The organism is Labrys sp. E2SS-1L, from assembly GCF_057073705.1.
Genome location: NZ_CP172713.1, coordinates 124,165 through 150,014, shown reverse-complemented (window position 1 = coordinate 150,014; position 25,850 = coordinate 124,165). Strand labels below are relative to the sequence as shown.

At 64.8% G+C, this 25,850-nt stretch carries 22 protein-coding genes; 9 read left to right on the top strand and 13 right to left on the bottom strand.

Translation table 11 applies throughout. The features are described from left to right. Positions 1 to 379: 379 nt before the first annotated feature. From ACIGJE_RS26455 to ACIGJE_RS26440, 4 genes are read left to right on the top strand one after another with little or no spacing between them, the layout of a single operon-like run. Complete coding sequence (locus ACIGJE_RS26455; protein WP_415082246.1) at positions 380 to 2,476, top strand: hydantoinase/oxoprolinase family protein; 2,097 nt, start codon at positions 380 to 382, stop codon at positions 2,474 to 2,476. Positions 2,477 to 2,486: 10 nt separating this feature from the next. After that, on the top strand, positions 2,487 to 4,610 hold the full coding sequence (locus tag ACIGJE_RS26450) for a hydantoinase B/oxoprolinase family protein (RefSeq protein WP_415082248.1): 2,124 nt from the start codon (positions 2,487 to 2,489) through the stop codon (positions 4,608 to 4,610). A 25-nt stretch (positions 4,611 to 4,635) separates the two neighbouring features. Beyond that, a complete protein-coding gene (locus ACIGJE_RS26445) occupies positions 4,636 to 5,397 on the top strand; it encodes an SDR family NAD(P)-dependent oxidoreductase (protein WP_187829380.1) in 762 nt (253 codons plus the stop codon). 42 nt (positions 5,398 to 5,439) lie between these two features. Continuing rightward, a complete protein-coding gene (locus tag ACIGJE_RS26440) occupies positions 5,440 to 6,894 on the top strand; it encodes an aldehyde dehydrogenase family protein (RefSeq protein ID WP_415082250.1) in 1,455 nt (484 codons plus the stop codon). Between the two features lie 154 nt (positions 6,895 to 7,048). On the opposite strand, the gene pcaD is transcribed toward ACIGJE_RS26440, so the two are convergent. The 9 genes from pcaD to ACIGJE_RS26395 form a co-directional block, all read right to left on the bottom strand. Further along, on the bottom strand, positions 7,049 to 7,834 hold the full coding sequence (pcaD, locus tag ACIGJE_RS26435) for a 3-oxoadipate enol-lactonase (protein ID WP_415082252.1): 786 nt from the start codon (positions 7,832 to 7,834) through the stop codon (positions 7,049 to 7,051). A 75-nt stretch (positions 7,835 to 7,909) separates the two neighbouring features. Beyond that, positions 7,910 to 9,241: an MFS transporter gene (locus ACIGJE_RS26430; RefSeq protein WP_415082254.1), complete on the bottom strand. Its 1,332-nt coding sequence runs from the start codon at positions 9,239 to 9,241 to the stop codon at positions 7,910 to 7,912. A gap of 55 nt (positions 9,242 to 9,296) precedes the next feature. Next, the gene (gene benD, locus ACIGJE_RS26425; protein ID WP_415082256.1) at positions 9,297 to 10,082 is read right to left on the bottom strand and encodes a benzoate diol dehydrogenase BenD; all 786 of its coding nucleotides are present in this window, start codon (positions 10,080 to 10,082) and stop codon (positions 9,297 to 9,299) included. Then, positions 10,079 to 11,107 (bottom strand): benzoate 1,2-dioxygenase electron transfer component BenC, encoded by a 1,029-nt coding sequence (gene benC, locus ACIGJE_RS26420; RefSeq protein ID WP_415082258.1) that lies wholly within the window; start codon positions 11,105 to 11,107, stop codon positions 10,079 to 10,081. The genes benD and benC overlap by 4 nt, the downstream gene beginning before the upstream one ends. A 36-nt stretch (positions 11,108 to 11,143) precedes the next feature. Continuing rightward, a complete protein-coding gene (gene benB, locus ACIGJE_RS26415; RefSeq protein ID WP_415082260.1) occupies positions 11,144 to 11,632 on the bottom strand; it encodes a benzoate 1,2-dioxygenase small subunit in 489 nt (162 codons plus the stop codon). Further along, complete coding sequence (locus ACIGJE_RS26410; protein WP_415082262.1) at positions 11,629 to 12,987, bottom strand: Rieske 2Fe-2S domain-containing protein; 1,359 nt, start codon at positions 12,985 to 12,987, stop codon at positions 11,629 to 11,631. Before ACIGJE_RS26410 ends, benB begins: the two co-directional genes overlap by 4 nt. Positions 12,988 to 13,158: 171 nt before the next feature. Further along, positions 13,159 to 14,097 (bottom strand): catechol 1,2-dioxygenase, encoded by a 939-nt coding sequence (gene catA, locus ACIGJE_RS26405; RefSeq protein WP_415082264.1) that lies wholly within the window; start codon positions 14,095 to 14,097, stop codon positions 13,159 to 13,161. A gap of 71 nt (positions 14,098 to 14,168) precedes the next feature. Then, the gene (gene catC, locus ACIGJE_RS26400) at positions 14,169 to 14,459 is read right to left on the bottom strand and encodes a muconolactone Delta-isomerase (RefSeq protein ID WP_149250260.1); all 291 of its coding nucleotides are present in this window, start codon (positions 14,457 to 14,459) and stop codon (positions 14,169 to 14,171) included. A 10-nt stretch (positions 14,460 to 14,469) separates the two neighbouring features. Continuing rightward, entirely contained in the window at positions 14,470 to 15,648 is a 1,179-nt protein-coding gene (locus ACIGJE_RS26395) for a muconate/chloromuconate family cycloisomerase (RefSeq protein WP_415082266.1), read from the bottom strand. A gap of 138 nt (positions 15,649 to 15,786) precedes the next feature. On the opposite strand from ACIGJE_RS26395, the gene ACIGJE_RS26390 reads away from it, so the two are divergent. Further along, a complete protein-coding gene (locus ACIGJE_RS26390; RefSeq protein ID WP_311944966.1) occupies positions 15,787 to 16,710 on the top strand; it encodes a LysR substrate-binding domain-containing protein in 924 nt (307 codons plus the stop codon). Positions 16,711 to 17,070: 360 nt separating this feature from the next. Here the strand turns inward: ACIGJE_RS26390 and ACIGJE_RS26385 are convergent, their stop codons facing one another. Then, positions 17,071 to 17,889 (bottom strand): phytanoyl-CoA dioxygenase family protein, encoded by an 819-nt coding sequence (locus ACIGJE_RS26385; RefSeq protein ID WP_394315311.1) that lies wholly within the window; start codon positions 17,887 to 17,889, stop codon positions 17,071 to 17,073. 85 nt (positions 17,890 to 17,974) lie between these two features. On the opposite strand from ACIGJE_RS26385, the gene ACIGJE_RS26380 reads away from it, so the two are divergent. After that, positions 17,975 to 18,874, top strand: coding sequence for a LysR family transcriptional regulator (locus ACIGJE_RS26380; protein WP_311944969.1), 900 nt, complete (start codon positions 17,975 to 17,977; stop codon positions 18,872 to 18,874). Positions 18,875 to 19,001: 127 nt separating this feature from the next. Here the strand turns inward: ACIGJE_RS26380 and ACIGJE_RS26375 are convergent, their stop codons facing one another. The 3 genes from ACIGJE_RS26375 to hutC form a co-directional block, all read right to left on the bottom strand. Beyond that, on the bottom strand, positions 19,002 to 20,405 hold the full coding sequence (locus ACIGJE_RS26375; protein WP_367625756.1) for an FAD-binding oxidoreductase: 1,404 nt from the start codon (positions 20,403 to 20,405) through the stop codon (positions 19,002 to 19,004). 234 nt (positions 20,406 to 20,639) lie between these two features. Beyond that, a complete protein-coding gene (locus ACIGJE_RS26370; RefSeq protein ID WP_415082271.1) occupies positions 20,640 to 21,749 on the bottom strand; it encodes an aminotransferase class I/II-fold pyridoxal phosphate-dependent enzyme in 1,110 nt (369 codons plus the stop codon). A 136-nt stretch (positions 21,750 to 21,885) separates the two neighbouring features. Further along, positions 21,886 to 22,614: a histidine utilization repressor gene (hutC, locus tag ACIGJE_RS26365; protein ID WP_483681181.1), complete on the bottom strand. Its 729-nt coding sequence runs from the start codon at positions 22,612 to 22,614 to the stop codon at positions 21,886 to 21,888. Positions 22,615 to 23,106: 492 nt separating this feature from the next. Between hutC and ACIGJE_RS26360 the strand changes: the two genes are divergently transcribed. Genes ACIGJE_RS26360 through ACIGJE_RS26350 form a run of 3 tightly spaced genes read left to right on the top strand, consistent with a single transcriptional unit; the run spans position 23,107 to position 25,730 of the window. Beyond that, positions 23,107 to 23,931, top strand: a complete 825-nt coding sequence (locus ACIGJE_RS26360; protein ID WP_367625754.1) for an ABC transporter substrate-binding protein — start codon at positions 23,107 to 23,109, stop codon at positions 23,929 to 23,931. Positions 23,932 to 23,976: 45 nt separating this feature from the next. After that, positions 23,977 to 24,945, top strand: a complete 969-nt coding sequence (locus tag ACIGJE_RS26355) for an amino acid ABC transporter permease (RefSeq protein ID WP_415082276.1) — start codon at positions 23,977 to 23,979, stop codon at positions 24,943 to 24,945. After that, entirely contained in the window at positions 24,942 to 25,730 is a 789-nt protein-coding gene (locus ACIGJE_RS26350; RefSeq protein WP_415082278.1) for an amino acid ABC transporter ATP-binding protein, read from the top strand. Before ACIGJE_RS26355 ends, ACIGJE_RS26350 begins: the two co-directional genes overlap by 4 nt. Positions 25,731 to 25,850 lie beyond the last annotated feature (120 nt).

Below are 25,850 nucleotides of genomic sequence, written 5' to 3'. Positions count from 1 at the left end.
TGATGAAAAAGGCCTCTTCTTGCGAAGTAGCCACCCCACCCCGACGCTACGCGTCGACCCTCCCCCTCCAGGGGAGGGTAAAGTTGCGCCTCATCCTCTGAAAACAATCTTCGTTAGCCTGAATTCGGAGCCCTGGGACAATGCCCGAGCAAGCCCATTCGCCATCCATGAATGCATAGGCATTTGGCTATGTACCGACGCGAATTATATATTGGATTGTCGTAAAGCCCGGGCGTAGAACCCGATCCATGCTCGCGGGGAAAGAGAGCCCCGCGCCGGGACAGAATCCGATCTCAAGCGCGCTTCCAGCCGCTGTGCCAGGCACGGCGGCCCTCGCGCTCGGCCACGGATCACCCGGTATCAAGCTGGGAGGAAGGCCATGTATCTGGGTGTCGACATCGGCGGCACGTTCACCGATCTCGTCCTCTTGGACGAACAGGGGGGCCTGGTCACCACCAAGGCCCTGTCCACGCCGGGCGAGTTGGAGGTCGGCGTCTTCAATGCGGTGCAGGATGCCGCTGCGCAACGCGGCATGACGGGCGAGGAATTGCTGGCCCGCGTCGTCGCCTTCGGCCACGGCACGACGCAGGCGACCAATGCGGTGATCGAGCGCGACGGCGCCCGCACCGGCCTCATCGCGACCCGCGGCTTCGGCGATACGCTGGCGATCCAGCGCCTGATGGGCTTCACCGCCGGCGTGCCGGTCGACCGCCTCGGCTGGTATTCGCGCCGGCGCTATCCCCAGCCGATCGTGCCGCGCCATCTGGTGCGGGAGATCCGCGAGCGCGTCGACCATGCCGGCAAGGTGCTGGTTGCGCTCGACGAGGACCAGGTGCGGGAAGCCGTTCGCTCGCTGGCGAGCGAGGGCGTGCAGACCTTCGCGGTCGCCTTCCTGTGGTCGTTCCGCAATCCCGAGCATGAGCGCATCGCCGCCCGCATCATCGGCGAGGAAGTGCCAGGGGCCTATGTCAGCCTGTCGAGCGAGGTGGCGCCCGTCATCGGCGAATATGAGCGCACCGCCACCGCCGCCCTCAATTCCTACCTCGCCCCCAAGGTCGTCTCCTATCTCGACGGCATCGAACAGATGCTCAGGAAGCGCGGCTTCAAGGGCGCCTTTTCCATCCTCAATTCGGCCGGCGGCGTCATGCCGGTCGCCGAGGCCGCGCGCCGGCCGGTGACGCTGGTCACCTCAGGCCCGACAGGCGGGGTGATGGGCTCGGTGCACCTGGCCAAGAAGCTGGGCTATCGCAATCTCATCACCACCGACATGGGCGGCACTTCCTTCGACGTCGCCATCGTGGTCGACGACAAGCCGCTGATGTCCACCAATCACGAGGCCGGCGGTTTTCACATCGCCACGCCGATGATCGAGGTCCGCGCCATCGGTGCCGGCGGCGGTTCGATCGCCCGCGTGGTCGACGGCCAGCTGCGCGTCGGGCCGGACAGCGCCGGCGCCCGGCCGGGACCGGTGTGCTATGGGCGCGGCGGCAGCCTCGCCACCGTCACCGACGCCGATGTCGTGCTCGGCATCATCGATCCCCAGACCTTCCTCGGCGGCAAGATGAAGCTCGACAAGGCAGCGGCATCGGCCGCCATCGACGAGCAGATCGCCAAGCCGCTCGGCCTCACCACCGAGGAGGCCGCCGCCGGTATCCGCCGCATCGTCGACGCCCAGATGGCCGATACGCTGCGCGAGGTCACCATCGGCCGCGGCCATGATCCGCGCGACTTCGTGATCTTCGCCTATGGCGGGGCCGGCCCGGTCCATTGCGCCGGCTATGGCGCCGAGCTCGGCGTGCCCAAGATGGTGGTGCCCGTCACCTCCATGGCGCATTCGGCCTATGGGGCGCTCGCCGCCGACCTGCAATTCGCGGTCGAAAAATCGCTGTTGATGCGGGCCGGCGGTGGATCCCGCACGCCGGCCGACGGCCTGGTCGCCTCCGAGATCGCCGCGGCCTTCGCAACGCTCGAAGCCGAATGCCTGGACGCCATGCGCCGGGCCGGCGTCACCGGCGAGGACGTCCAGCTCCTGCGCACGGCCGATCTGCGCTATCGGCGCCAGACCAATGATCTCATCATTCCCGTGCCGGCTGGCGAGATCGCCGCCGCGACGCTGGACGACCTCGTCGCACGCTTCGAGGCCACCTATGAGCAGACTTATGGCAAGGGATCGGCCTTCCGCGAGGCCGGCCTGGAATTGACCAATGTCCGCGTCGAGGCCTTCGGCAAGGCGCGTCGGCCCGAAATCGCCCTCGTGGCCCCCTCGGGCGAGCCGACGGTCGGCAGGCGCCGGATCTTCGAGCCCGTCGCCGCCGCGTGGATGGAGTGCGCCGTCTACAATTGGCGCGAACTGCCGAAGGATTTCACCGTCGTCGGCCCCGCCGTCATCGAGCATCCCGAAACCTCGGTCTTCGTCGCGGCCAGCCAGATTGCCCGGCTCGACGCCACCAGCAACATCACCATCGAGCAGCGTTAGGAAGACTGCCATGTCTACAACTGACAACGCCATCGATCCCATCACCTTCGAGGTCGTGCGCAACAAGCTGCAGGCGATCACCGAGGAACAGGCGATCACGCTCAAATCGGTCTCCGGCTCGCCGGTGGTGACCGAGGCGACCGACTTCAACAACGGCCTCTATCTCGCCGACGGCTCCATCGTCACCATGGGTCCCCAGGTGCTGTTCCACACCGGCACGATGTCCTCGGTCATCCGTTCGATCAATGCCGAGTTCGCCGAGAATCCGGGCATCCGGGAGGGTGACATGTTCATCCTCAACGATCCCTATCGCGGAGCCATCCACCAGCCCGACGTCTCGATCGTCGCGCCCATCTTCCATCAAGGCCGCCATGTCGCCTGGGCCGGTTCCTGCGCCCACCAGCTCGACGTCGGCGGCATGAGCTTCGGCTCCTGGGCCATCGGCGCCACCGAGATCCAGCAGGAAGCCATGCTGCTGCCGGGCATCAAGCTCGTCGAGAACGGCGTGCTGCGCCAGGATCTGTGGCAGATGATCATGGGCATGACCCGCCTGCCCCATGTGCTGGGGCTCGACCTCAAGGCGATGATCGCCGCCAACACCGTGGCGGCCCGCCGCCTGGTCGAACTGATGGACCGCTATGGCGGGGATACCGTCGAGACCATCATGGCCGAGGAGATCGCCAGTTCCGAGCGCCAGATCCGCCAGGTTCTTTCAACTCTACCCGACGGCATCTTCCGGGCTCGCGACTATATCGAGCATGACGGCCATGAGAACGTGCTTTACCGCGTCTGCGTCACCGCGACCAAGAAGGGCGATCGCCTCACCCTCGACATGACGGGCACCTCGCCGCAGGCGCCCGGCTTCATCAACTGCACGGCCTCGGGCATGCGCGGCGCCGCCCTCACGGGGCTGCTGCCCATCCTCGCGCCGCGTATCCGCTGGAACGAGGGCATCCTGCGCGCCGTCGATTTCGTCGCGCCGGAGGGCATCCTGTGCAACGCCTCCTGGCCGGCGCCGATCTCCTCGGGCACGATCTCGACGGCCTGGATCGTCCAGAACGTGGTGGTTTCGGCCCTGTCGCGCCTCGTGGCCTGCTCGCCCGATCATGCCGGCGAGAGCCAGGCCGTCACCAAGGGCCACATGATGGTGATGACCCTGGCGGGGCAGGACCGGGATGGCGCACCATTCGGCACCTTCCTGCTCGACTCCACCGCCGGCGGGGGCGGTGCCTTCCCCGACCATGACGGCCTCGACGGCTCGGGCGATTTTTGCGTGCCGCGCCCGGCCATCGCCAATGTCGAGGCCAATGAGGCGAACGGGCCTTTCCTCTATCTCTTCCGCGCCTTCGTGCCCGACAGCGGCGGCCCCGGCCGCCAGCGCGGCGGCGCCGGTGCCGCCCTCGCTATCGCACCCTATGGCACCGACGCCCTGCAGGCGATGATGCTGGGCCATGGCGTGGAGGTGCCCAATGCGGTGGGCCAGTTCGGCGGCCTGCCCGGCGCCTGCGGCCGCAACGTCATGCGCCGCGACGCTGGCGATCCGGCCACGCTGGCAGGCCTTGCCGGCGATCTCGACGAATTGCTGGCTACCGGGGTCGATGAACTCGGCCCCAAGCCCGGCCGCATGCGCCTCAGCTCGCGCGACGTGCTCGGCTATGCCTTCCAGGGCGGCGGCGGCTATGGCGACCCACTGCTGCGCGATCCCGCCGCCGTGCTCGGCGATGTCGCCAATGGCCATGTCAGCCTCGCGGCTGCCGCAGCCCAATATGGCGTGGTGATCGCGCAGAGCGTCGTCGACCGCAAGGCCACCGACGAAGCCCGAGCCGCGATCCGCATCCGGCGTCTGGGCGGCACCTCGCCGACACGGGCAGCGGGCAAAGGCGAGCTTGCGGTCGCGGACGGTCGCTTTGCCTGCGGCTGCGGCTGCGATCTCGGCCCTGCCACGGCAAACTGGAAGGAGAAGGTGCGCAGCTATCGCGTCGAGCCGGAGACCTATGGGCCGCATATCCGCACCCATGCCGATCTCGAACTGCGTGAGCATGTCTGCACCGCCTGCGGCACCCTGCTCGAGGCCGAGGTCGTGCGCAAGGACGAAGCTTCCCTGGTCACGCTGCAGCTCGAAGCAGCCGCCTGACCCACCGGCAGGAAAGGAATTCATCATGCAACCTTATCCTTCACAGGGCGCTGTCGTCGTCACCGGTGCCGGCCAGGGCATCGGGCGCCGGCTCGCTCTCACGCTCGTCGGCGAAGGCGTCGATGTGTGCATCGCCGACTGGAACGAGGAGAAGGGCCGCGCGGTGGCCGAGGAGGACACGCCGGGAACCGGCCGGCGCCTGTTCGTGCGCACCAATGTCGCCGATGAAGCCAGCTGCCAGGCCGCCGTCGACGCGACGCTCGCAGCGTTCGGCGGCGTGTTCGGCCTCGTCAACAACGCCTCGATCTTCTCGACCCTCAAGATGCGTCCCTTCTGGGAAATCCCCTCCGACGAGTGGGACCAGGTCCAGGCCGTCAATCTCAAGGGCGTCTTCAACATGACGCGAGCCGCCCGTGAGGCCCTGGCCGCCTCGGGCGAGGGCTCGGTCGTCAACGTGGCGTCCTCGACCATCCTGTTCGGGCGGCCCAATTATGCCCATTACGTCTCGTCCAAGGCGGGCGTGATGGGCCTGTCGCGGGCGATGGCGCGCGAGCTCGGCGGCCAGGCGATCCGGGTCAACACGCTGACGCCGGGCCCGACCTTCACCGAGGTCGAACGGGCCACCGTCACCCCCGAGCAGAAGGCCGCGATGATTGAGCAGCAATGCCTCAAGCGCGCCGGCGGCCCCGACGACATCGCCGATGCCATCGCCTTCCTGCTCTCGCGCCGGGCCCGCTGGATCACCGGACAGCTCCTCAATGCCGATGGCGGCATGATCACCCATTGATGTCAGGCACCCCGCAGGGGCGGCCGGAAAGAGCACGCAGACATGGCTTACGCGATAGAACAGGACAGGATGCTGATCGGCGGCGAACTGGTCCACGCCTCGGGCGGCGAGTTCGACCTTTCCATCAACCCCGCCACCGAGGAGGTGATCGGCCGCTCGCCGCGCGGCACGGCCGAGGATGTCGAGCGCGCCTTTGCCGCTGCCGATGCCGCCTGGCCTGCCTGGGCCGCTCTCACCCCATCCGAACGCGGCGCCCGCATGCGCGCCTTCGGCAAGGCCTTGCGTGCCCGCGCCGAGGACTTCCTGAGGATCGAGGTCGCCGATACCGGCAACACCATCACGCCGATGCGCGGCGATGTCGGCCATGCCGTCGACAGCCTGACCTACTATGCCGGCCTCATTCACGAACTCAAGGGCGAGACCATTCCGGCCACGGCCGAGAACCTGCATCTCACCCTGCGAGAGCCCTATGGCGTGGTGGCGCGCATCGCGCCCTTCAACCACCCGCTAATGTTCGCCGTCGCCCGCACCGCCGCCATGCTGGCGGCCGGCAATGCGGTGATCGTCAAGCCGCCGGAAACCAGCCCCCTGTCGGCGCTGCTGCTGGCCGAGGTCGCGCGCGAGGCCCTGCCTGCGGGCGTGTTCAACATCGTCACCGGCCCCGGCGCCACGGTGGGCAACGCCATCGTCCGTCATCCCGGCATCAAGCGCATCGCCTTCATCGGCTCGCCCCAGACCGGCCGCGCCATCCAACGATCGGCGGCAGAGGTGGCCGTCAAGCATGTGACGCTGGAGCTGGGCGGCAAGAATCCCCTGATCGCCTTTCCCGACACCGATCCCGACATCATCGCCGCCGCCGCCGTACGCGGCATGAATTTCAGCTGGCAGGGCCAATCCTGCGGTTCGACCAGCCGCCTGCTCCTGCACGAGGACATCCACGATGCCGTGCTCGAACGCGTGGTTTCGGCGGTTGCCGGCCTCAGGCTCGGCGATCCCTTCGACCCCGCTACCGACATGGGCCCTGTCAATTCACGCATCCAGCATGAAAAGGTGCTGTCCTTCTTCGAAACCGCCAGGCATGACGGCTCGCGCCTGATGACGGGCGGCCGCAGGCCTCCAGGCGAGCGCTTCGCCAAGGGGTTCTGGGTGGAGCCGACGGTCTATGCCGACGTCAAGCCCGGCATGCGGCTGTGGCAGGAAGAAGTCTTCGGCCCCATCCTGTCGGTCGGGCGCTGGAAGACGGTGGATGAAGCGGTGGAACTCGCCAACAGCACCGAGTATGGCCTGACCGGCGCGGTGTGGACCAACGATATCCGCAACGCCCTCAACGTCGCCCGCAGGATCCGCTCCGGCCATGTCTGGATCAATGGCTGCTCCAACCATTTCCTCGGTGTTCCCTTTGGCGGCATGAAGAATTCTGGCGTCGGCCGTGAGGAAGGCATCGAAGAGATGATCTCCTACACCGAGGCCAAGACCATCAACATCATGCTGGGGTGAGCGAACAGCCCGGCATGGCCATATTGCGCTCCCGATCATCTCCAGCTCTTCGATCGCCGGCCGATCCAGGACAGGCGGTCCTGCACTGACAAGGTACGGTCTTCGCTGGATAGCTACTGCTTTTCCATGCCCTCGAATCTCAAGCTGGAATGTCTCAGCGAGATTCCAGAAAATCGGATAGCACGGCATTGAACGGCGATGAGGCTTCGATGTTGACGAGGTGCCGACCGACGAGTGAGACGTGCCGTCCCCGCTCGACGGCAGCGGCAAGGGCCTCGAGGTCCGAAGGGGGACAAACCGGATCGCCCTCCCCGGAAATGGCAAGAACGGGGCTTGCTATCCCGGCGATCTCTCCACGAAGATCGGCGTTGGCAAGGGCGTTACAGCAGCCGACATATCCTTCCGGCACGGTCATCTCAAAACGGTCGAGGACGTTTCCCACGGCATCGGGATTGCTGGCGATGAAGGCCGGCGTGAACCAGCGTTCAGCCGTGGCCGCCACGAACGCGCCGAGACCGTCTCTCCGCACGGCTTCGATACGGGCATTCCAGCTTTCGGGCGTCCCGATCCGTGCAGCGGTGGCACAGAGGACGACCTTGCCGAGACGGTTCCCCGCATGGACGGCAAGCCATTGACCCGTCAGGCCGCCGAGGGAAAGGCCGCAGAAATGGGTCCGCCCGATAGCCAGCGCGTCGAGCAGCGCCAGAACGTCGTTGCCGAGATCGGCAAGCGCGTAGGGCGCCAGCGGCGCCGAGGAAAGGCCATGGCCGCGCCGGTCGTAGCGCAGCACGCGGTAGCTCCGCGACAGCGCCGACGCCTGCCCGTCCCACATGGTAAGGTCGGTTCCCAATGAATTGCAGAACAGCAGCCACGGCCTGTCCGCGGCATCCCCGTCGATGCGGTAGTGAAGGCGGTGACTGGCGAGATCGAGATAAGGCATGGCGGCTTTCGGCGTCACTACGAGGGGGAAAAGCGACGACCGGCAGGTGCTTGCTTGCCGATCGTCGCCCGTTGCTCATATCGCGGCGAGCTGGCCGGTTTCGGCGCTGCGGGCATTGGCGACTGCGAAGACCAGCATGGCGATGGTCGAGACCAGAGCGGGAATGGCGAAGATCAGAAAATTCTGCTGGAGCGGAAATTCCCTGGCGAGCAGCATGCCGCCGAGCGTCGGGCCGACGATGGCGCCAATGCGCCCCACGCCGGAAGCCCAGCCCAACCCCGTCGAGCGAATGGAGAGGTTGTAGAGCTGGGCGACGCTCGCATAGAGCAGGATCTGCGTGCCGATGGTGCTGGCGCCGGCGATGAAGACCATCAGGAACAGGAGGCCGGCCGGCGGATTGCTGCCGATCAGCGCGATGGAGGCCGCGGCTGCGGCGAAGAAGCCGATCACCACTTTCGGCAGGCCGAAACGATCTCCCAGCCAGCCGCCGGCGACAGCCCCGGCCATGCCGCCGAAGTTCAGCGAGAACAGGCTGAGCAGGCTGGCCTTCTCGGCATAGCCGGCCTCCTGCAGCACCTTCGGCAGCCAGGAGGAGAGCAGGTAGACCAGCAGCAGGCAGCAGAAGAAGGCGATCCAGAGCATGAGCGTGCGCAAGGCGCGCTGGTGGCGGAACAATTCGAGGATCGAGGCGGACGTCCCCTTGCTTTCCGTGAAAACCAGCGTGTCGCCGCTTTTGAGCTTGGCGGAGGGCAGGATGCGCGCATAGATGGCCTGCGCTTTCTGCTGCTCGCCCTGGCGGATCAGGAAGCCGAGCGATTCCGGCAGTTTCCACAGGATGAAAGGCAGGAGGAGGAGCGGCACCGCGGCGACGAAGAACATCGGTTTCCAGCCATGATGCGGGATGAGGCCGATGCCGAGCCCGGCCGCCACCATGCCGCCGACGGAATAGCCGGAGAACATCAGCGCCACCATGGTGCCGCGCAGGCGCTTGGGAGCATATTCGTTCATCAGCGCCACCGCGTTGGGCATCAGGCCGCCGCAGCCGAGGCCGGCGATGAAGCGGAAGATCTTGAACTGGTCCGGTGAGGTGGCAAAACCGGTCGCCAGGGTGGCGATGGTGAACAGCAGGAAGCTGATCGCGATGCCCTTCTTGCGGCCGATCCTGTCGGCGAGCGGCCCGAGGACGAGCGCACCGAACATCATGCCGAACAGCGCCCAGGCCTGCAGCACCCCGGCCTGCGGCTTGCTCAGGCCCCATTCGGCGATCAGTGTCGGCAGCACCGTGCCCGCGACGAAGACATCGTAGCCGTCGACGATCAGCAGTAGGGCGCAAAGCGCCACCACCGCCCACTGGAACGGCCCGAACGGATTGTCGTCGATCGCTTCGATCACATCGATCTTGCGCATTGTCGTTCCCCCCGGTTTTTTGGACATCTCAGCCCAGATCCCTCAGCCCAGTCCCTCAACCCAGGTCACCACCGGCGACCGGCAACACGCTGCCCGTGATGTAGGATGCCTCGTCCGAGGCGAGGAACAGGATCGGCGCCGCCTGCTCCTCGATGGTGGCGTAGCGTTTCATGAAGCTCGACTGCTTCACCTGGCTCACCACTTCGGCCATCCAGGCCTTTTCCCGGTCCGTATCGCCCGCCGCATTGCGTGGAACGCGGCGCGGCGGCGCTTCGGTGCCGCCCGGCGCGGTCGCGACCACGCGGATGCCGAAGCCGGCCATCTCCATCGCCAGCGATTGCGTGATGGCGTTGACGCCGCCCTTGGCCGCCGAATAGGGCAGGCGATGGATGCCGCGCGTCGCATTGGAGGAGACGTTGACGATGGTACCGCCGCCTCGGGCGACCAGCAAAGGCAGCACCGCATGGCAGCAATAGAGCGTCGGCATCAGCGAACGGCGGATTTCCGCGTCGATCTGCTGCGGCTCGAATTCGAGAAAAGGCCGCATGCGGATGGCACCGCCGACATTGTTGATGAGGATGTCGATGCCCCCGAACCTGTCGGCGGCAAAGCGCATCACCGCCGCGGCCCCCTCATGGGTTTCGAGGTCGGCGCTGAAGGCGGCCGTCTCACCGCCCGCTTGCGCCGCCACCTCGGCGACGAAATCGGCACGGTCGACGAACAGCACGCGGCCGCCTTCCCGCGCCGCGCGGATCGCCACAGCGCGACCGATGCCCTGCGCCGCCCCGGTCACCACCAGCACCTTGCCGGCGAAGCGGTCGGTGAAGCACGCCGGGTTCATGCCGCTTCCTTCGCCGGGGCGTTCGGCGTGAACTTCTCATAGTGGAAGCTTGCGGGCTTCACGCCATTCTCGTCGAAATGCCGGCGCACCGCATCGACCATCGGCGGCGGGCCGCAGAGATAGACGTCGACATCGCCGCCATGCAGAAGCTCGGCGGGCATGTGCTGCGTCACCCAGCCCTTGCGCGGATGGCTGGAGGTTTCCTCGGCCACCACGGTGGTAAAGGTGAAGTTCGGCAGGCGAGCGGCATAGGCCGCGATTTCGTCGACGAGAACCAAATCGAGATCGCGGGTGACGCCATAGATCAGGTGGACCACCTGCTCTGACCCCGTGCGGGCAAGCACCTCAAGCATCGAGAGGAAGGGCGCGAGCCCCGTGCCGCCGGCAAGGAAGAGGAGCGGACGCTTCACCTCCCTCAGATAGAAGCTGCCCAGCGGGCCGGTGAGGTCGAGCCTGTCGCCGGGCTTGGCCCCGGCGAGCCATCCGCTCATCACCCCATCGGGGATCTTCTTGATCAGGAAGCCGATGCGCCGATCGCCCGGTGCCGAGGAGAAGGAGTAGGAGCGGTTCTGGCCGCTGCCCGGCACGTCGATATTGACATATTGGCCGGGCAGGAAGATGGGCGCAGCGGCGGCATCCAGCTCCAGCTCCAGCACGATCGCGGCGTCATGATGCGGTGTCACGGCCGCCACCGTGGCGGCGAATTTCTGGTGGCCGGTCTTGCAGGCGAGTGAAGTCGTCGGCACCGCGAGGACGCAATCGCTCGAAGGCACCATCTGGCAGGTCAGCACCAGGCCCTCCGCCGCCTCGTCCTCGGTCAGGGCATCCTCGATGAAATCACTGCCGAGATCGTAGGCGCCGCTTTCGGCGCGACACTTGCAGGTGCCGCACACGCCGTCGGAGCAGTCCATCGGCAGGTTGATCTTGTTGCGGAAGGCGGCATCGAGAACCTTCTCGCCCTGCTTGCAATCGACGAAACGGGTGACCCCATCCTCGAAGTTCAATGCGATCGTGTAGAAGGTCATGGAACCCTCCTCTTCGTTCCTGTCCGGCCGGTGCCGTCAGATGTGGTAGACGTCGATGACCTGGCGGATATAGTCGTTCTTCAGCACGATTTTCTTGTTTGAGATCAGCAGCTTGTCGCTATCCTGGCGCAGCGTCACGAACATGGTGCCGAAGAACTGGTCGGTGACCTTGTAGCGGTGGTTGAGCGTGTGGAAATTGTAGCGAACGTCCACTTCGCCACCCCGGTCGGCCGTCACCTCGACATTGATGACGCTGTGGCTGGTGCGCGGCTCCGGCGTCGAGGCGCCGGACCGCTCGGTCTTGATACGGAAGACGCGGTCTTCCAGGCCTTCCCGGCTCGGATAGTAAATCAGCGAGATCTGCGCATGCGGGTCCTCGGTGATCGCATCGTCGTCGTCCCAGGCCGGCATCCAGTAGATGACGTCGGGCGCATAGCAGGTCAGCCATTCGTCCCATTGGCGATCGTCGAGAAGGCGCGCCTCCCGGAACAGGAAGGCGCAGACGGCATCGTAGGACAGGCTCATGCGACCACTCCCTTCCTCTCGGCAGCGAGCGCCTGGCGCATCACCGTCGCCCAATATTCGTGCTGGCGGACGAACAGCCCCTCGTCCTCGCTGCGCTCGCCCGAGAGCAGCGGCTCGAGGCCCATCCGCCTGGCATTGTCGTCGGGACCGTCGATCCAGAGCGGCGCACCGCGCGACAGGTCGTTCCACAGCGCCGCCGTACCGGCATAGCCGGACTGGCAGGCGCGGAACTCCTCGAGATCGTCGGCCGTGCCCATGCCGGAGACGTTGAAGAAATCCTCGTATTGGCGGATGCGCAGCGCCCGGTCTTCCGCACCCTCGCCCTTCGGGGCGAAGCAGAAGATGCTGACCTCCGTCTTGTCGACGCTGATGGGGCGCGTCACGCGGATCTGCGTGCTGAACTGATCCATCAGGAAGAGGTTGGGATAGACGCACAGATTGCGGGTCTGGTTGATGATGAAATCGGCCTTGTCGGCGCCGACGCGCTCGCGGATCTTCTCGCGCTGGGCGTAGACCGGGCGGACCTCCGGATTCATCGTGTTGGTCCACAACAGGATGTGGCCGTTCTCGAAGCCATAGACGCCGGCGACCGATTTGCTCCACGAATTGGCGTCGACCGCCTTGGTGCCTTCCTCGCTGCGGCGGCCCATGGTGGCGGCATAGTTCCAGTGGACGGAGGAGACATGGTAGCCGTCGCAGCCATTCTCCATCTGCAGCTTCCAGTTGCCGTCATAGATGTAGGAGGAATTGCCCCGCAGCACCTCCAGCCCGTCCGGCGCCTGGTCGACGATCTGGTCGATGATGATCCGCGCTTGCCCGAGGAAGTCGGTCAGCGGTGCCACGTCCTCCTTCAGGCTGCCGAACAGGAAGCCGCGATAATTCTCGAAGCGCGCGACGCGCGTCAGGTCATGCGAGCCGTTCTTGGCGAACTGCTCGGGATATTGGGTGGTCTTTTCGTCCTTCACCTTTAGGAGCCTGCCGGTGTTGGAAAAGGTCCAGCCGTGGAAGGGGCAGGTGAAGCTGCCCTTGTTGCCGTGCTTGCGACGGCAGAGCATCGCCCCGCGATGCGCGCAGGCATTGATGACGGCGTTGAGCGTGCCGGTCTTGTCGCGGGTGATCACCACCGGCTGGCGGCCGATAGAGGTGGTGTAATAGTCGTTGTTGTCGGGGATCTGGCTTTCATGGGCCAGATAGACCCAATTGCTCTCGAAGATGTGCTTCATCTCCAGCGCGAACAGGTCAGCGTCGGTGAAGATGTCGCGGCGGCAGCGAAACACGCCGGCCTCGTGATCATCCTGCACGGCAGTGGCGAGCAGATGATCGAGATCACGGGCCTTGTCGATGATTGCGGACATGACTTCTCTCCCGCAGGGGACGGCGGTCGGCGCGGCCCTTGCAACGATGTCGATGATCGGGGTGGGACGGCTCTCAGGGCCGCCGGTGTCTGTGCAGACTGGAGCAGAGTGCGATGTCTTCGAGGCAGTCTTTGCTCACCCTGCCGTTGAGGTCGCGCTGCCCAGTAACAATCAAGCTGCGGCGCGCTTGCGCTGGTCGTTGATCTGGTTGTCGACGCCGTCGACCAGTGCGGTCAGATGGATGTCGAACATGATCTCGGCGAAGGGCCCCTCCAGCCCATTGGCCGCGATGCTGGCCGCGTCCGTCCGCTCGACGACGGCTGGAACGAGGCCGTCGCGGGTGGCATAGGCGAAGTCGTCATTGACCAGCGGATCGCCCTCGATGTTGATCTGGGTCGTCAGCTTGCGATGGCCTTCGCCGCTGATGAAGAGGTGGATATGGGCCGGGCGCTGGCCATGGCGGCCAAGGGCAGAGAGCAGCTTTTCCGTCGGGCTGCCCGGCGGCACGCCATAGCCGTTCGGCACGATGCTGCGGAATTTGTAGCGGCCCTCGCCGTCGGCAATGATGGTGCGGCGCATGTTGAACGGCGCCTGCTTTCCGGTCGGATCGAAATGCGAGTAGAAGCCGCGGGTGTCGCAGTGCCAGACCTCGACGGTGGCCCCCGGCAGCGGCCGGCCGTCGGCGCCGCGGACGGTGCCGTGCATGATCAGCGTGTGGCCGTTCGTATCCGTGCCGTCGTCGAGGCGGGCGAAGCCATGTGAGACCGGCGCTCCGGCGACATAGAGCGGTCCCTCGATCGTGCGTGGTGTCGGGTTGTCGATGCCGAGCTCTGCGTCGATCGCGTCGAGGCGTTCGTCGAGGAAGTGATCGAGGCCGAGGCCAGGCGAAATCAGGCCCGCTTGTCCGGCCGCGCCGATGTCGTTGAGCCAGGCGATGGCTGTCCAGTATTCGTCCGGGGTGATATCGAGATCGTCGATCGCCTTGAAGAGGTCCGACATGATCCGATGGACGATGTGCTTGACGCGCGGATTGCCGCCGTCCTTGTCGAGCCCGCTCAGGACCTTCAGGAAATCCTGGATGTCCGGCCTTGCGAAGATCTTCACGCTCATTTCAATCCTCCATTTATTGCTTTTGAATTTATGGGGGCCTCGTCATCGTGGTCGCCCCGGACGCGGTGATGTCAGCCATCGCCGTCGCGGATCGAGGAGGGGTGCCGCAGCAGCGGCGCCACCTCGATACGCATGAACTTGAACAGCGGCAGACCCGAGAGGATCTCGTGCAGTTCCGCATTGTCCTTCACATCGAACACGCTGTAGTTCGCGTAGGCACCGGCAATACGCCAGATATGCCGCCACTTGCCGCTGCGCTGCAGTGCCTGCGAATAGGCCTTTTCCTTGGCGATGATCTCGGCCGCCTCACTCGCGGGCAGGTCGTGGGGGATGTTCACATCCATCCTGACGTGGAACAGCATGGCTCTCTCCTCAACCGGCGCTGATCGTCTTGCGCAGACCGTTGCGGGCGAAGAAGGCGACGCGTTCCTCGTCCAGTTCGATGCCGAGCCCGGGCCCGTCCGGAACCGTCAGCTCGAAGTCGCTGTAATCGAGCGGCTGGCGCAGGATCTCCTGCGTCAGCAGCAGCGGGCCGAACAATTCGGTGCCCCATTGCAGATCGGCAAAGGTCGAGAAGACCTGCGCCGAGGCGATGGTGCCGACCGGGCCTTCCAGCATGGTGCCGCCATACAGGCCGATACCGGCTGCATCCGCGATGCCCGCGACGCGCTGCGCGTTGTAGAGGCCGCCATTCTGCTCGATCTTGACGGCGAAGACGTCGGCACCGGCGGCCTTGGCGATCTCGAAGGCGGATTCCGGCCCCGTCAGCGCTTCATCGGCCATCAGCGCCACAGGGAAACGACGGACCAGCCGGGCCAGGGCGGCGGCCGAGGCCACGGGCTGTTCCACCAGTTCACAGCCGGCGTCGGCCAGTGCCGCCATGCCGAAGGCAGCCTCAGTTTCGCTCCAGGCCATGTTGACGTCGACACGCACCGCGCCGCGCTCGCCGAGCGCCCGCTTGATCGCGGCGACATGGGCGATGTCTTCCTTCAGCCCCCTGGCGCCGATCTTCAGCTTGAAGATGCGATGCCGGCGCAGATCCAGCATATGTTCGGCCTCGGCGATATCCCTGGCCGTGTCGCCGGAGGCGAGCGTCCAGGCCACCGGCAGCCGGTCGCGGCGGCGCCCGCCGAGCAATTCGCTGACCGGCAGGCCGAGGCGCTTGCCGTGGGCATCGAGCAAGGCCGTTTCCACCGCGCTCTTGGCGAAGCGGTTTTCCTTCACCATCCTGCCGAGGCGGGCCATCAGGGCCTGCACGCGGGTCGCATCCTCACCGATCATGACCGGCGCAAAATAACTGTCGATGGCGAGCTTCATGCCCTCCGGGCTTTCTCCGCCATAGGCGAGCCCGCCGATCGTCGTGCCCTCCCCGATACCGGTGATCCCGTCGCTGCAATGAACCTTCACCAGCATCAGGGTCTGGCCGTCCATGGTGGCGACCGACAATTTGTGCGGCCGGATGGTGGGCAGGTCGACGAGCAGTGTCTCGATCCGTTCGACGATGGGAGCGAGCGCTGTGGCCGGAGCGAGGGGGGCAAAAACCGTGTTCATGCTGCGATCCTGCGGCAGCCATGACGCCCCGTCCAACACCATTTGTGTTGGACATGATACCTTGTAGGTATAGTACTGGGAAAAGTCCTCGAATAACGGCACTTACCGCAGTGCAACATACCTCTGAGGGAGGGTAAAATGGATCTTCGCCAGATCCGCTATTTCGTGGCGGTGGCACGCGAGCGCAATTTCACCCGCGCGGCCGAGCTCCTGCACATGGCGCAGCCGCCCTTGAGCCGGCAGATCCAGCTGCTGGAGGAGGAACTGGGCGTGCCCCTGATCATCCGCAAGAGCCGGCCCGTGCGCCTGACGGATGCGGGCCGGCTCTTCTACGAGCAGTCCCTCCAGGTTCTCGGCCGGGTCGACCAGATGCTGACGGCAACCCGCCGGGTCGGGCTGAACCAGAACAGCGTGTTTTCCATCGGCTTCGTCGCCTCCACCCTCTATGGCGGCCTCCCCGCGCTCGTGCGCAAGCTGCGCCAGCATGCACCGCAGCTCGACATCCAGCTCCTTGAAATGGTGTCGGTGCAGCAGATCCCCGCCCTGAAGGAAGGCCGCATCGACATCGGCTTCGGTCGGCTTCGCCACAGCGATCCCAATGTCACCGGCATCGTGCTGCGCGAGGAACGGCTGGTCGTCGCCATTCCCAAGGGCACGCCGCTGGCCGAAAGCAACGCACCGCTACCGATCAGGACATTGGCGGACCGGAAGATCATCGTCTATCCCAAGGAACCGCGCCCCAGCTATGCCGACCATGTTCTGGGCCTGCTGCACGGCCATGATGCGCGTCCCGCAGAGGTTCAGGAGGTGCGGGAAATCCAGGCGGCCCTCGGGCTGGTCGCGGCGGATGCAGGCCTATGCCTCGTGCCCGCCTCCGCCCGCCAGATGCGGTCGGACGTGCACTACAGGCTGCTGGAGGAGAGGGACGCCAGTTCTCCCGTCATCCTCAACCAGAGGGTCGGCGATAGCTCGCCCTATATCGACCTGGTCAAGAAGCTCATCCAGGAAATGTATGCCGAAGATCCGCCCTGGCTGGACAAGGCCCACAACTATATTCCGTGACTGCGACGGCTAGGACTGCGCAGGGGCCCAAGCCGTATTGCGAGCCATTCGGCATTCACACGCGCGAAAATATTTAGGCGTAGCGCCATTCGGAGCTGCCGCCCGATTTGAATCAGGGAGGTCAGTGATTGATCCTTCCTGTGCACAAACCGGTGTTCACAAAGCAGAACCCCGCGGAATCATGAGACCTCGCGGGGGTTGGTGCATATTTGATTGGGTTGCGGGGGCTCAGGGCACAGCAACCCATACTCCCTTGAAAACCCTCTATTGTAACGCCATGACCGCTTGATTGCCGGTTGTCTTCCGCAGAGGGCCCCCGCTGGAAAAACAGCCGGCACCGGCCCGCCCCTCGATGATGTGTCAGCCGACGTCGCGCGTAGCTCCACGTTGGAAAACCGTCGGGAACCAGTCTTCGCGCAGCTTTTCGCCCGCCGACATGCCGTGGCCGGGATAGGGAGGCGAGGTGCGGCCGGGCCGCTCGACATAGCGAGCGTCGTCTCCCACCAGGCGCAGGGAAAACGCCCGTCTGCGTGTTGTGGCATTGTTGCCGCGAGCGCCATGGAGCGTCATGTAGTTGAAGGCGACGGCATCGCCCGGCTCCATCTCCCACTCGCGAATGTCCATGCCTTCCGCATCGGGATCGGGTACGGGGATATAGGCATCGCTGTCGGCGTAGAAATTCTCTTCCGAGAGCCAGCGCGTCGGCAGGACCGGCTTCGGCCAGCGATGCGAGCCGGCGACGCAGCGCAGCGACGCTTCGCGCACCGGATCCAGCGGCGACCAGAAGCTGACCGTCTGCGTCCCCTCGACGAAATAATAGGGACCGTCCTGGTGCCAGGGCGTCGGCTTCGATGTGCCGGGTTCCTTGACCAGGACATGGTCGTGGAAGACCTGGACCGAATTCGCCCCCATCAGGTCCGCCGCGACCTCGCCGGCTGCGGAGTGACGGATCACGGTCTCGAATTCGGGGATGCGCTCCCAATTGCAATAGTCGTCGAAGAAGCGACCAGCCTCGCCGGGCTTGAGGTTCTCGGCGCCATATTGGCTGGGCTCGGCCATGTTGCGGGCCACACCCGCCCGCAGTCTCTCCACGTGATCCTTGAACAATCCGCGCACCAGCACGACGCCGTCGCGCTGATAGGCCTCGATCTGTTCCTGCGTGACGAGCGGATGTGTCATTGCGTTCCTCCCTGCTTGACGGCACGAGCAAACAGGCAATCGTTTATAGTTTCAAATAATAAGTATCTAAACTACTCTTAGGCTCATGCTATATCTCACGCTTCGCCAGTTCGAGTATGTTTCCGCCGTGGCCCACTCAGGCAGTCTTTCGGCCGCCGCCTCGCAGCTCAACGTATCGCAGCCCTCGCTTTCGGTCGCCATCACGCAGGTCGAGCGGCGCCTGGCGCGCAAGCTTTTCATCCGGCGCCGGGGTGCCCCGGTCGAGCTGACCGATTTCGGCCGGGATTATCTTGCCCAGGTCGAGGAGATCATCTCCCTCGCCCGGCAGTTGGATGATCCCGCCCGCAACCAACGCGCTACTGCCGGCCGCCTGACACTGGGGCTGTTCGAGGATCTGGCGCCGCTTCATATCGGCCGCCTGCTCAACGCCCTGCGCAGCAAGCTGCCGGGCGCCGAGATCCGCTATCGCATCGCCGATTTCGAGACGCTCGCCCGCGACATGCTGCAATCGCGCATCGACCTGGCCGTGACGTTCGACCTTGGTCTCGACGCAAGCTTCCTGCGCCGACCGCTCGCGTCCATCCAGCCCCACGCCTTGATGCGCGTCGACGACCCCCTTGCCGGCTTGCAGGAGGTCAGCCTCCGTGACCTCGGCCAACGCGCGCTGATCCTCTTCGAGGAAGGCCTGTCGGTAAGACACGTCCTGGGCCTCTTCCGGCGGATCGGCGCGGAGCCGGTCGTTCGCCACAGGGTGCAGGCACTCGAGGTCATGCGCAGCCTGGCCGCCCATGGCGATGGCATCGGCATCACCTATGCAGGATCGAAAAGCAGCTGTGCCTATGACGGGACTCCCCTGGCCAGTGTGCCGATCGCCGAGGATTTCGCCCGGGAGCCGGTCATCCTCGCCTGCCCGCTCGACGGTGCGAAGAGCGCGATCCTGAATCCCGCCTCGCAAGCCATTGTCGAGGCGTTCAGCCGCGAATGAACGGGCCGCTCTGCACCACTCAGAGCGGCGCTACAGAATCTAACTTGGGGTTCAAATCGAAATTGATGCCGTAAGCTCTTATTCTTGCGCTATTTTTTGAAATTTCATCCCTTCCCCACACGATCCGCTAGCTTTGCGCTTCGAAGCGTTCAGGCAGGATCTTTCCCGGGTTCATGATGTTCTTCGGATCGATCGCCGCCTTGATGGCCGCCATCACATCCAGTGCCGGGCCCATCTCGCGCTCCATATAGGAACGCTTGCCCTGCCCCACGCCATGTTCGCCCGTGCAGGTTCCTTCCATGGAAAGAGCCAGCTCGTTCAGCCAGCCGATATAGGATTTGGCAGCGGCCCGCTCTGCCGGGTTCTCCGGATCGAGCACGATCAGATTGTGGAAATTGCCGTCGCCGACATGCCCCGCAATCGGAGCGAGCAGCCTCAGTGATTGGGCTTTCTCGGCCGCCGCGCCGATGCATTCGGCCAGTCGCGAGATCGGCACGCAGACATCGGTGCTGATGCCCTTGGCGCCGGGCCGCAGGCCCAGGACCGCCCAGAACAGGTCGTGGCGCGCCTTCCACAACCGCGTCCGTTCCTGCGGATCGGTCGTCCAGTCCAGTGCGGTGGCGCCGTGCTCGCGGGCGATGTCCCCGAAACGCACCGACAATTCAGCGACCGTGTCCGGCGTGCCGTGGAATTCGGCCAGCAGCAGCGGCGTCTCCGGCAGGTTCAGCTGCGAATGGGCATTGACCGCCTTGACCGTGGTTGCGTCCAACAGCTCGATCCGCGCAAAGGGCAGGCCGAATTGAAGGCCGCTGATAACGGCATTGCTGGCATCTTCGACGGTGGGGAAGGAGCAGCGGGCCGCCGACACCGCCTCGGGAATGCCTCGCAACCGAACCGTCAGCTCTGTGATGATGCCGAGCGTGCCTTCGGAACCGACCAGCAGCCTGGTCAGATCGTAGCCCGCCGCACTCTTGCGCGCCCGGTGGCCGGTGCGGATCACCCGGCCGTCCGGCATCACGGCCTCGAGTGACAGCACCGCGTCCTTCATGGTGCCATAGAGCACCGCGGTCGTGCCCGAAGCGCGGGTGGCGGCCATACCGCCGAGAGTCGCATCGGCGCCGGGATCGAGAGGGAAGAACAGGCCGGTATCGCGCAGATAGTCGTTCAGGCGGCTGCGTGTCACACCCGGTTGGATCACGCAGTCCATGTCTTCGGCGTTGACCGCAAGAATGCGGTCCATCCGCGTCAGGTCGACGGATATACCGCCTCTTGGCGCATTGAGCTGGCCTTCGAGCGAGCTGCCCGCGCCGAAGGGGATGACCGGCACGCCCGCCTCGCCACACAGTCCGACGATATCGGCAACCTCCGCCGTATTCTCGGCGAAGACCACGCCATCCGGCGGCTGGTTCTCGATCCAGGTGGTCGTGGAACCGTGTTGCGCACATATGGCCGCCCCGGTCTGGAAACGATCCGCGAACCGCTCTCGCAGGGTCTGGACGAACGCCTTGGGAAGGGTGCTTTCTCTCGACATGGCACTCCGCTGACTATGTTGTCCGCAGGACGTCTGCGGAATGGACGAAGGCGCCCACGGCTCGCGGGCGGAGCAAGACTATCCCGTCGCGGTCACGATGGTCGATAGGACGCTCCCGCCATAGCCGCATTGGTGAACAGCATCGGGCAGATCAACCCTTCCCAGCGAACGGCATCCCGATGTTCCCGGCCGCCCGCCGTGGCCTCAGCCGATCGTCGCTCTCCCCTCGGCCCTTCACCTCGACAGCCAGGACGCCGCCGCCGTCAACAGGGCTTGGGTGGCAGCCGCAGTCCCCGTCGTGACGCGCACGCCCTCGCCGCGAAAACAGCGCACCGCAATCCCGGCCGCGGACAAATGAAGAGTCAGCGCCTCAGCTTCCGCGCCGACCGCCAACCACACGAAATTGGCCTGCGAGAGCGCGACCTCGAATCCAAGGGCCGAAAGCCCCTCATACATGTGCCCTCGCTGCTCGAGGCTGGCAGCTATGCGTGCCGCGACCACATCCTCCTCGGCAAGGGCCGCGAGCGCCGCCGCCTGCGCGGTTGCCGGCAGCGGGAATGGCGGCGCGACCGCATTGGCCGCTGCAATGACGCTTCGATCCGCCAGGCAATAGCCGACCCGCATGCCGGCAAGCCCCCAGGCTTTGGAAAACGTGCGCAGCACGGCAAGGTTCCGATGCCGGGCGAGGCGGCGCGCGGGCGAGGCTGCAACCATCGCCGCCTCGTCGGCATAGTCGGCATAGGCCTCGTCGAGGATGATGAGCGTTTGCGCGGGTATGGCATCCAGCAGCGCCTCCAACTCGTCCGGCGCCAGCACGGTGCCGGTCGGATTGTTGGGGTTGCAGACGATCACCACCCGCGCCTCGGATCTGCAGGCCTGGAGGATCGCTGCCGCATTCAGCCGGTGACGACCGTCAAGCGGCACCTCCACAAGGCGCGCGCCTGCTCCGCCGACGATGATCGGATAGGCCTCATAGGAGCGCCAGGGCGTGATCACCCTGTCGCCAGGATCGCAATAAGCGCGGATGAGCTGGTCCAGCATGGTGACGGAGCCCGCCGACACCGCGACCATGTCGGCGGGCAGACCATGCCGGTTTGCCAGCGCCTCCGCCAGCGTCTCGCCGCGCAAGTCCGGATAGCGGTGCGCGCCCGTCATTGCCTTGGCCACGGCGGCCTGGACGGCCGCGCTCGGTGGATCCGGTGCCTCGTTGGAACCGAGCCGGTGCGCGAACGCGATGCCGGGCCCGGCCCGGCCGCGCCCATAGCCGGGCAATTCCGTCAGCCGCGCGCTGGGCTTGGGTACGCCAGCTCCCTGATCGCCGATTGCAAACATTGGCCCCAACATGTCGGCATCCAAGTTATATAGAGTTGTATATGCAACTTGAATATCCTTCAGATGTCGAGCCCCGTCAAGGCAGACGAAGCCCTTCGGCGGAGGGACGGCAAGGCTGGGCCCGCCGGAAACCCGCCTCCCCCTCGCGTCAGCGTCCGACAGGCATTCGCCCGGCAAGGCTGAAGCGAGGACCCGGGTGCAGGAAGCGCGCGCTGGTGGCAATCATGCCGCGCGACCAGGTGCGCCGGCGCAGCAGAAGCAGCGGTTCGCCCTGCTTCATTTCGAGCAGCTTGCAGCTGAACTCATCGGCCAGGACGGCCTGAATGACATGCTCGACCTCCTCCAGGGGAGCCACGGCCATCAGGTGGACATAAGGCGTGATTTTGGTGAAATCCTGCTCCAGATAGTCCGGAGAAAACTGCGGGTTTACGTATCTGTCTTCAATTTGCAGCGGTCTTCCGTTTTCCCGGTGAACCAACAGAGAGTGAAATACCGTGGAACCGGGCACGACATTGAGCTCGGTCGCGAGATTGAGATCGCTGTTGACCTCCTCCATCTTGATGACGTCTGTCGTATGCCGGTTCCCGCGCGCTTCGATCTCGGAATGGATGTTGCGCAATTCCAGGAAGGTGGATTGGCTTTGGCGGGCGGCGACAAAGGTGCCCGCCCCCTGCCGCCGCACCAGCACCCCCTCCGCGGCGAGGTCGCGCATGGCAATATGGACGGTCATGCGCGAGGCGCCCAACTGTTCCGAAAGGCGCGATTCAGACGGGACTTGATAGCCTTCCTGCCATTCGCCCGAATTGATATTCGCCAGAATATGGTTGCGCACCTGCTGCCCCAGCGAGACCCCGATCTCGCCGTTGCCGCGGAGCATCTCCTTCAAGGCGCCATCTCTCTTCTTGTTCATCTCGCCATGTGCCAATGCGTCTGAATCAAACAGGTCTACATGTTAATACAAGCCGCATGGGGCAGCAGCCGAGAACCGACCACTTCCCCGAAGGCACGCTCGATGGGCAACCATTCCCAATAATGTATATAGCTATATAGTAAAACGAAATGCCCGCCAGTCCCGATACGCCGCCGTGTCGAGAAGAGCCGGAGCGCCAACCGATCCCATCTCGCTACCGAAGGGCGCTCCCCGGGACCTCAAGGACGGATCGCGCTTGACAAAAACGGCTTCGGCAAGTTGTATAAGCTAGTATATACATCTAATCACCAAACCATCCAGAACCAAAATCCGCGAGCTTCGAGACCACGTCAATGTGGCCCTCGCGATAAACAGGGGACTCAATGCATGGGCAATGAACGTCGTCGTCACGCTCGGTCGGCCTCGGCGACCGCAGCCGCGTTGTTCCTGGTCGGAGCAATGCTCGTAGGTACGGCTCATGCCGATACCGCCATTGCGACCAAGGCAGATCCCAAGATCCAGGCCATGCTGCCCGCCAAATTGAAGGAAGCTGGCCAGATAAGGGTCGCCAGCAACGTCGAATATCCGCCGTTCGAATATTTCGACACCGACAACACCACCATCATCGGCCTCGACAAGGATCTGGCAGAAGCGATCGGGCAGAAGCTCGGCGTCAAGCTCGAATTCCAGCATATGAGCTTCGACGCCATCATCCCGGCTCTCGCGGCCAACCGCTACGACATGGCGATGTCGGCGATGACCGACACCGAGGAACGACGCAAGAAGGTCGATTTCGTCGACTATTTCACCTCGGGTGGCGGTTTCCTGGTCAAGCAAGGCAACCCCAAGAACATCCATAGCCTGGCCGATATCTGCGGCATCTCCGTCGCAATCGACAAGGGCACCACGGAAATCGACGATGCCAAGAAGGCTTCGGACGACTGCGTGAAGGCCGGCAAGCCGGAAGTCAGCGCCAAGATCCTGCCCGGCACCAGCCAGATCGTCCTGGCCTTGCAGGCGGGCCGGGCCGACGTGGCCATGATTGACACCGCTGCCGGCGCCTATATTGCGCAGCAGCACAAAGGCTCCTTCGAGGTGCCGGGCACTTCCTATGCACCGCGTCGCTACGGCTTGGTGCTGCCCAAGGGTTCCGACGAACTGGCCAAGGCCCTCCAGGCCTCTGTGCAGGCTTTGATCGACGAAGGCACCTACGGCAAGATCCTGGCCAAGTGGGGACAGGAGGTCGGCGCCATCAAGACGGCCACGATCAACGACGGCCAATAAGGGATGGAGGTCGCCACCCAGCAGCCGCAACTTCGGGAGCCAGCCATGTCGGTCAACGAGACCCGTCCGAAGGGAGCGGATGTCGATCCCACGATCGACCTGGCCATCAGGCCGGCCAGTCATCCCTGGCGCTGGGTGGCCATCGCCTTCGTCGCCCTTCTGGCGGCGATGCTGGTGCACACGCTCTTCACCAACCCGCGGTTCGAATGGGCCGTGGTCGGTCAGTACTTCACCTCGCAGACGATCTTGCTGGGCGTATGGCGTACTCTCGAGCTGACGGCCATCGCCATGGTGATGGGTGTCGCGCTGGGCGTGATGCTGGCGGTCATGCGGCTATCGCCGAACCCCATCCTGTCGGGTGCATCATGGCTTTTCGTCTGGTTCTTCCGCGGAGCGCCGCTGCTGGTGCAATTGCTGGTCTGGTACAATCTGTCGGCCCTGTTTCCCCATATCTCGCTGGGCATCCCGTTCATCGGTCCCGACTTCGTCGAGCTGGATGCCAATGTGCTGATCACGCCCTATGTGGCGGCAATCCTCGGGCTCGGCCTGAACGAAGCCGCCTATAGCGCGGAGATCATCCGCGCGGGCATCATTTCCATCGATCACGGCCAGACGGAAGCGGCCCAGTCCATCGGCATGTCGCGCGGGCGGCTGCTGCGGCGGGTGATACTGCCGCAGGCGATGCGCGTCATCATCCCGCCGCTCGGCAATGACACCATCAACATGCTGAAGATGTCGGCCCTGGTCAGCATCATCGCCGTCCCCGAACTGCTCTTCGCCGCCCAGACGATCTATACGCGCACGTTCGAGACCATTCCGCTGCTGCTGGTGGCGGTCATCTGGTACCTGATCATCGTTTCGGTGATGAGCGGCATCCAGTATTACATCGAGCGCCACTACGCCCGCGGCAGCAGCCGCAACCTCCCTCCAACACCCCTGCAAAGCATCAGCGCGTTCTTCGGGCTGTCGCGCAACAGCCGGCTCGATCCTGGCGAGAAAGGGAGCACGCCATGACCTTTCAACCAAAGCCGCCGGCCAAGATCATGGTGCAGGCGACCGGCGTGCGGAAGTCATTCGGCGCCCTGGAGGTTCTCAAGGGAATAAACCTGTCCGTTTCGAACGGCCAGGTGATGTGCCTGCTCGGCCAATCCGGTTCCGGCAAAAGCACCTTCCTGCGCTGCATCAACCATCTCGAGCGTATCGACAAGGGCCGCATCCGCGTGGATGGCGAGCTGATCGGCTACAGGGAGCACAAGGGCTACCTCCAGGAAATGCACGAGCATGAGATAGCGCGCCAGCGCATCCATATCGGCATGGTGTTCCAGCACTTCAATCTGTTCCCGCACATGACGGTTCTCCAGAACATCATGGAGGGACCGATCGGGGTGAAGCGGGAACCGCGCGAGGATGTGAGGGAGCGCGCCCACGCCATCCTGAAGCGCGTCGGACTGGCTGAGAAGGTCAACGCCTACCCCCGCCAGCTGTCCGGCGGGCAGCAGCAACGTGTCGCGATTGCGCGCGCCCTCGCCATGCAGCCCAAGCTCATCCTGTTCGACGAACCCACCAGCGCCCTGGACCCCGAACTGGTCTCCGATGTGCTGGACGTGATGCGCGATCTTGCCCAAAGCGGCATGACGATGATCGTGGTGACCCACGAGATCGCCTTCGCCCGTGAAGTGGCTGATCATATCGTCTTCATGGCCGGCGGCGAGATCATCGAAGAAGGTAAGCCCGGGGATGTACTGGGCAACCCATGCCATCCACAAACGCAAGCCTTTCTCTCCAAGGTGCTTGTATAGGGACAGACAAACATCGTTTAGTCGTTGTCTTGAACCGGGAGTTGCCGCCTGGCGGAGACGCAGGCGTAGCAAGTTTGACGAGAGCGTCGTGCCGAAAAGTGGGTTCCGGTTTCCGGCAGA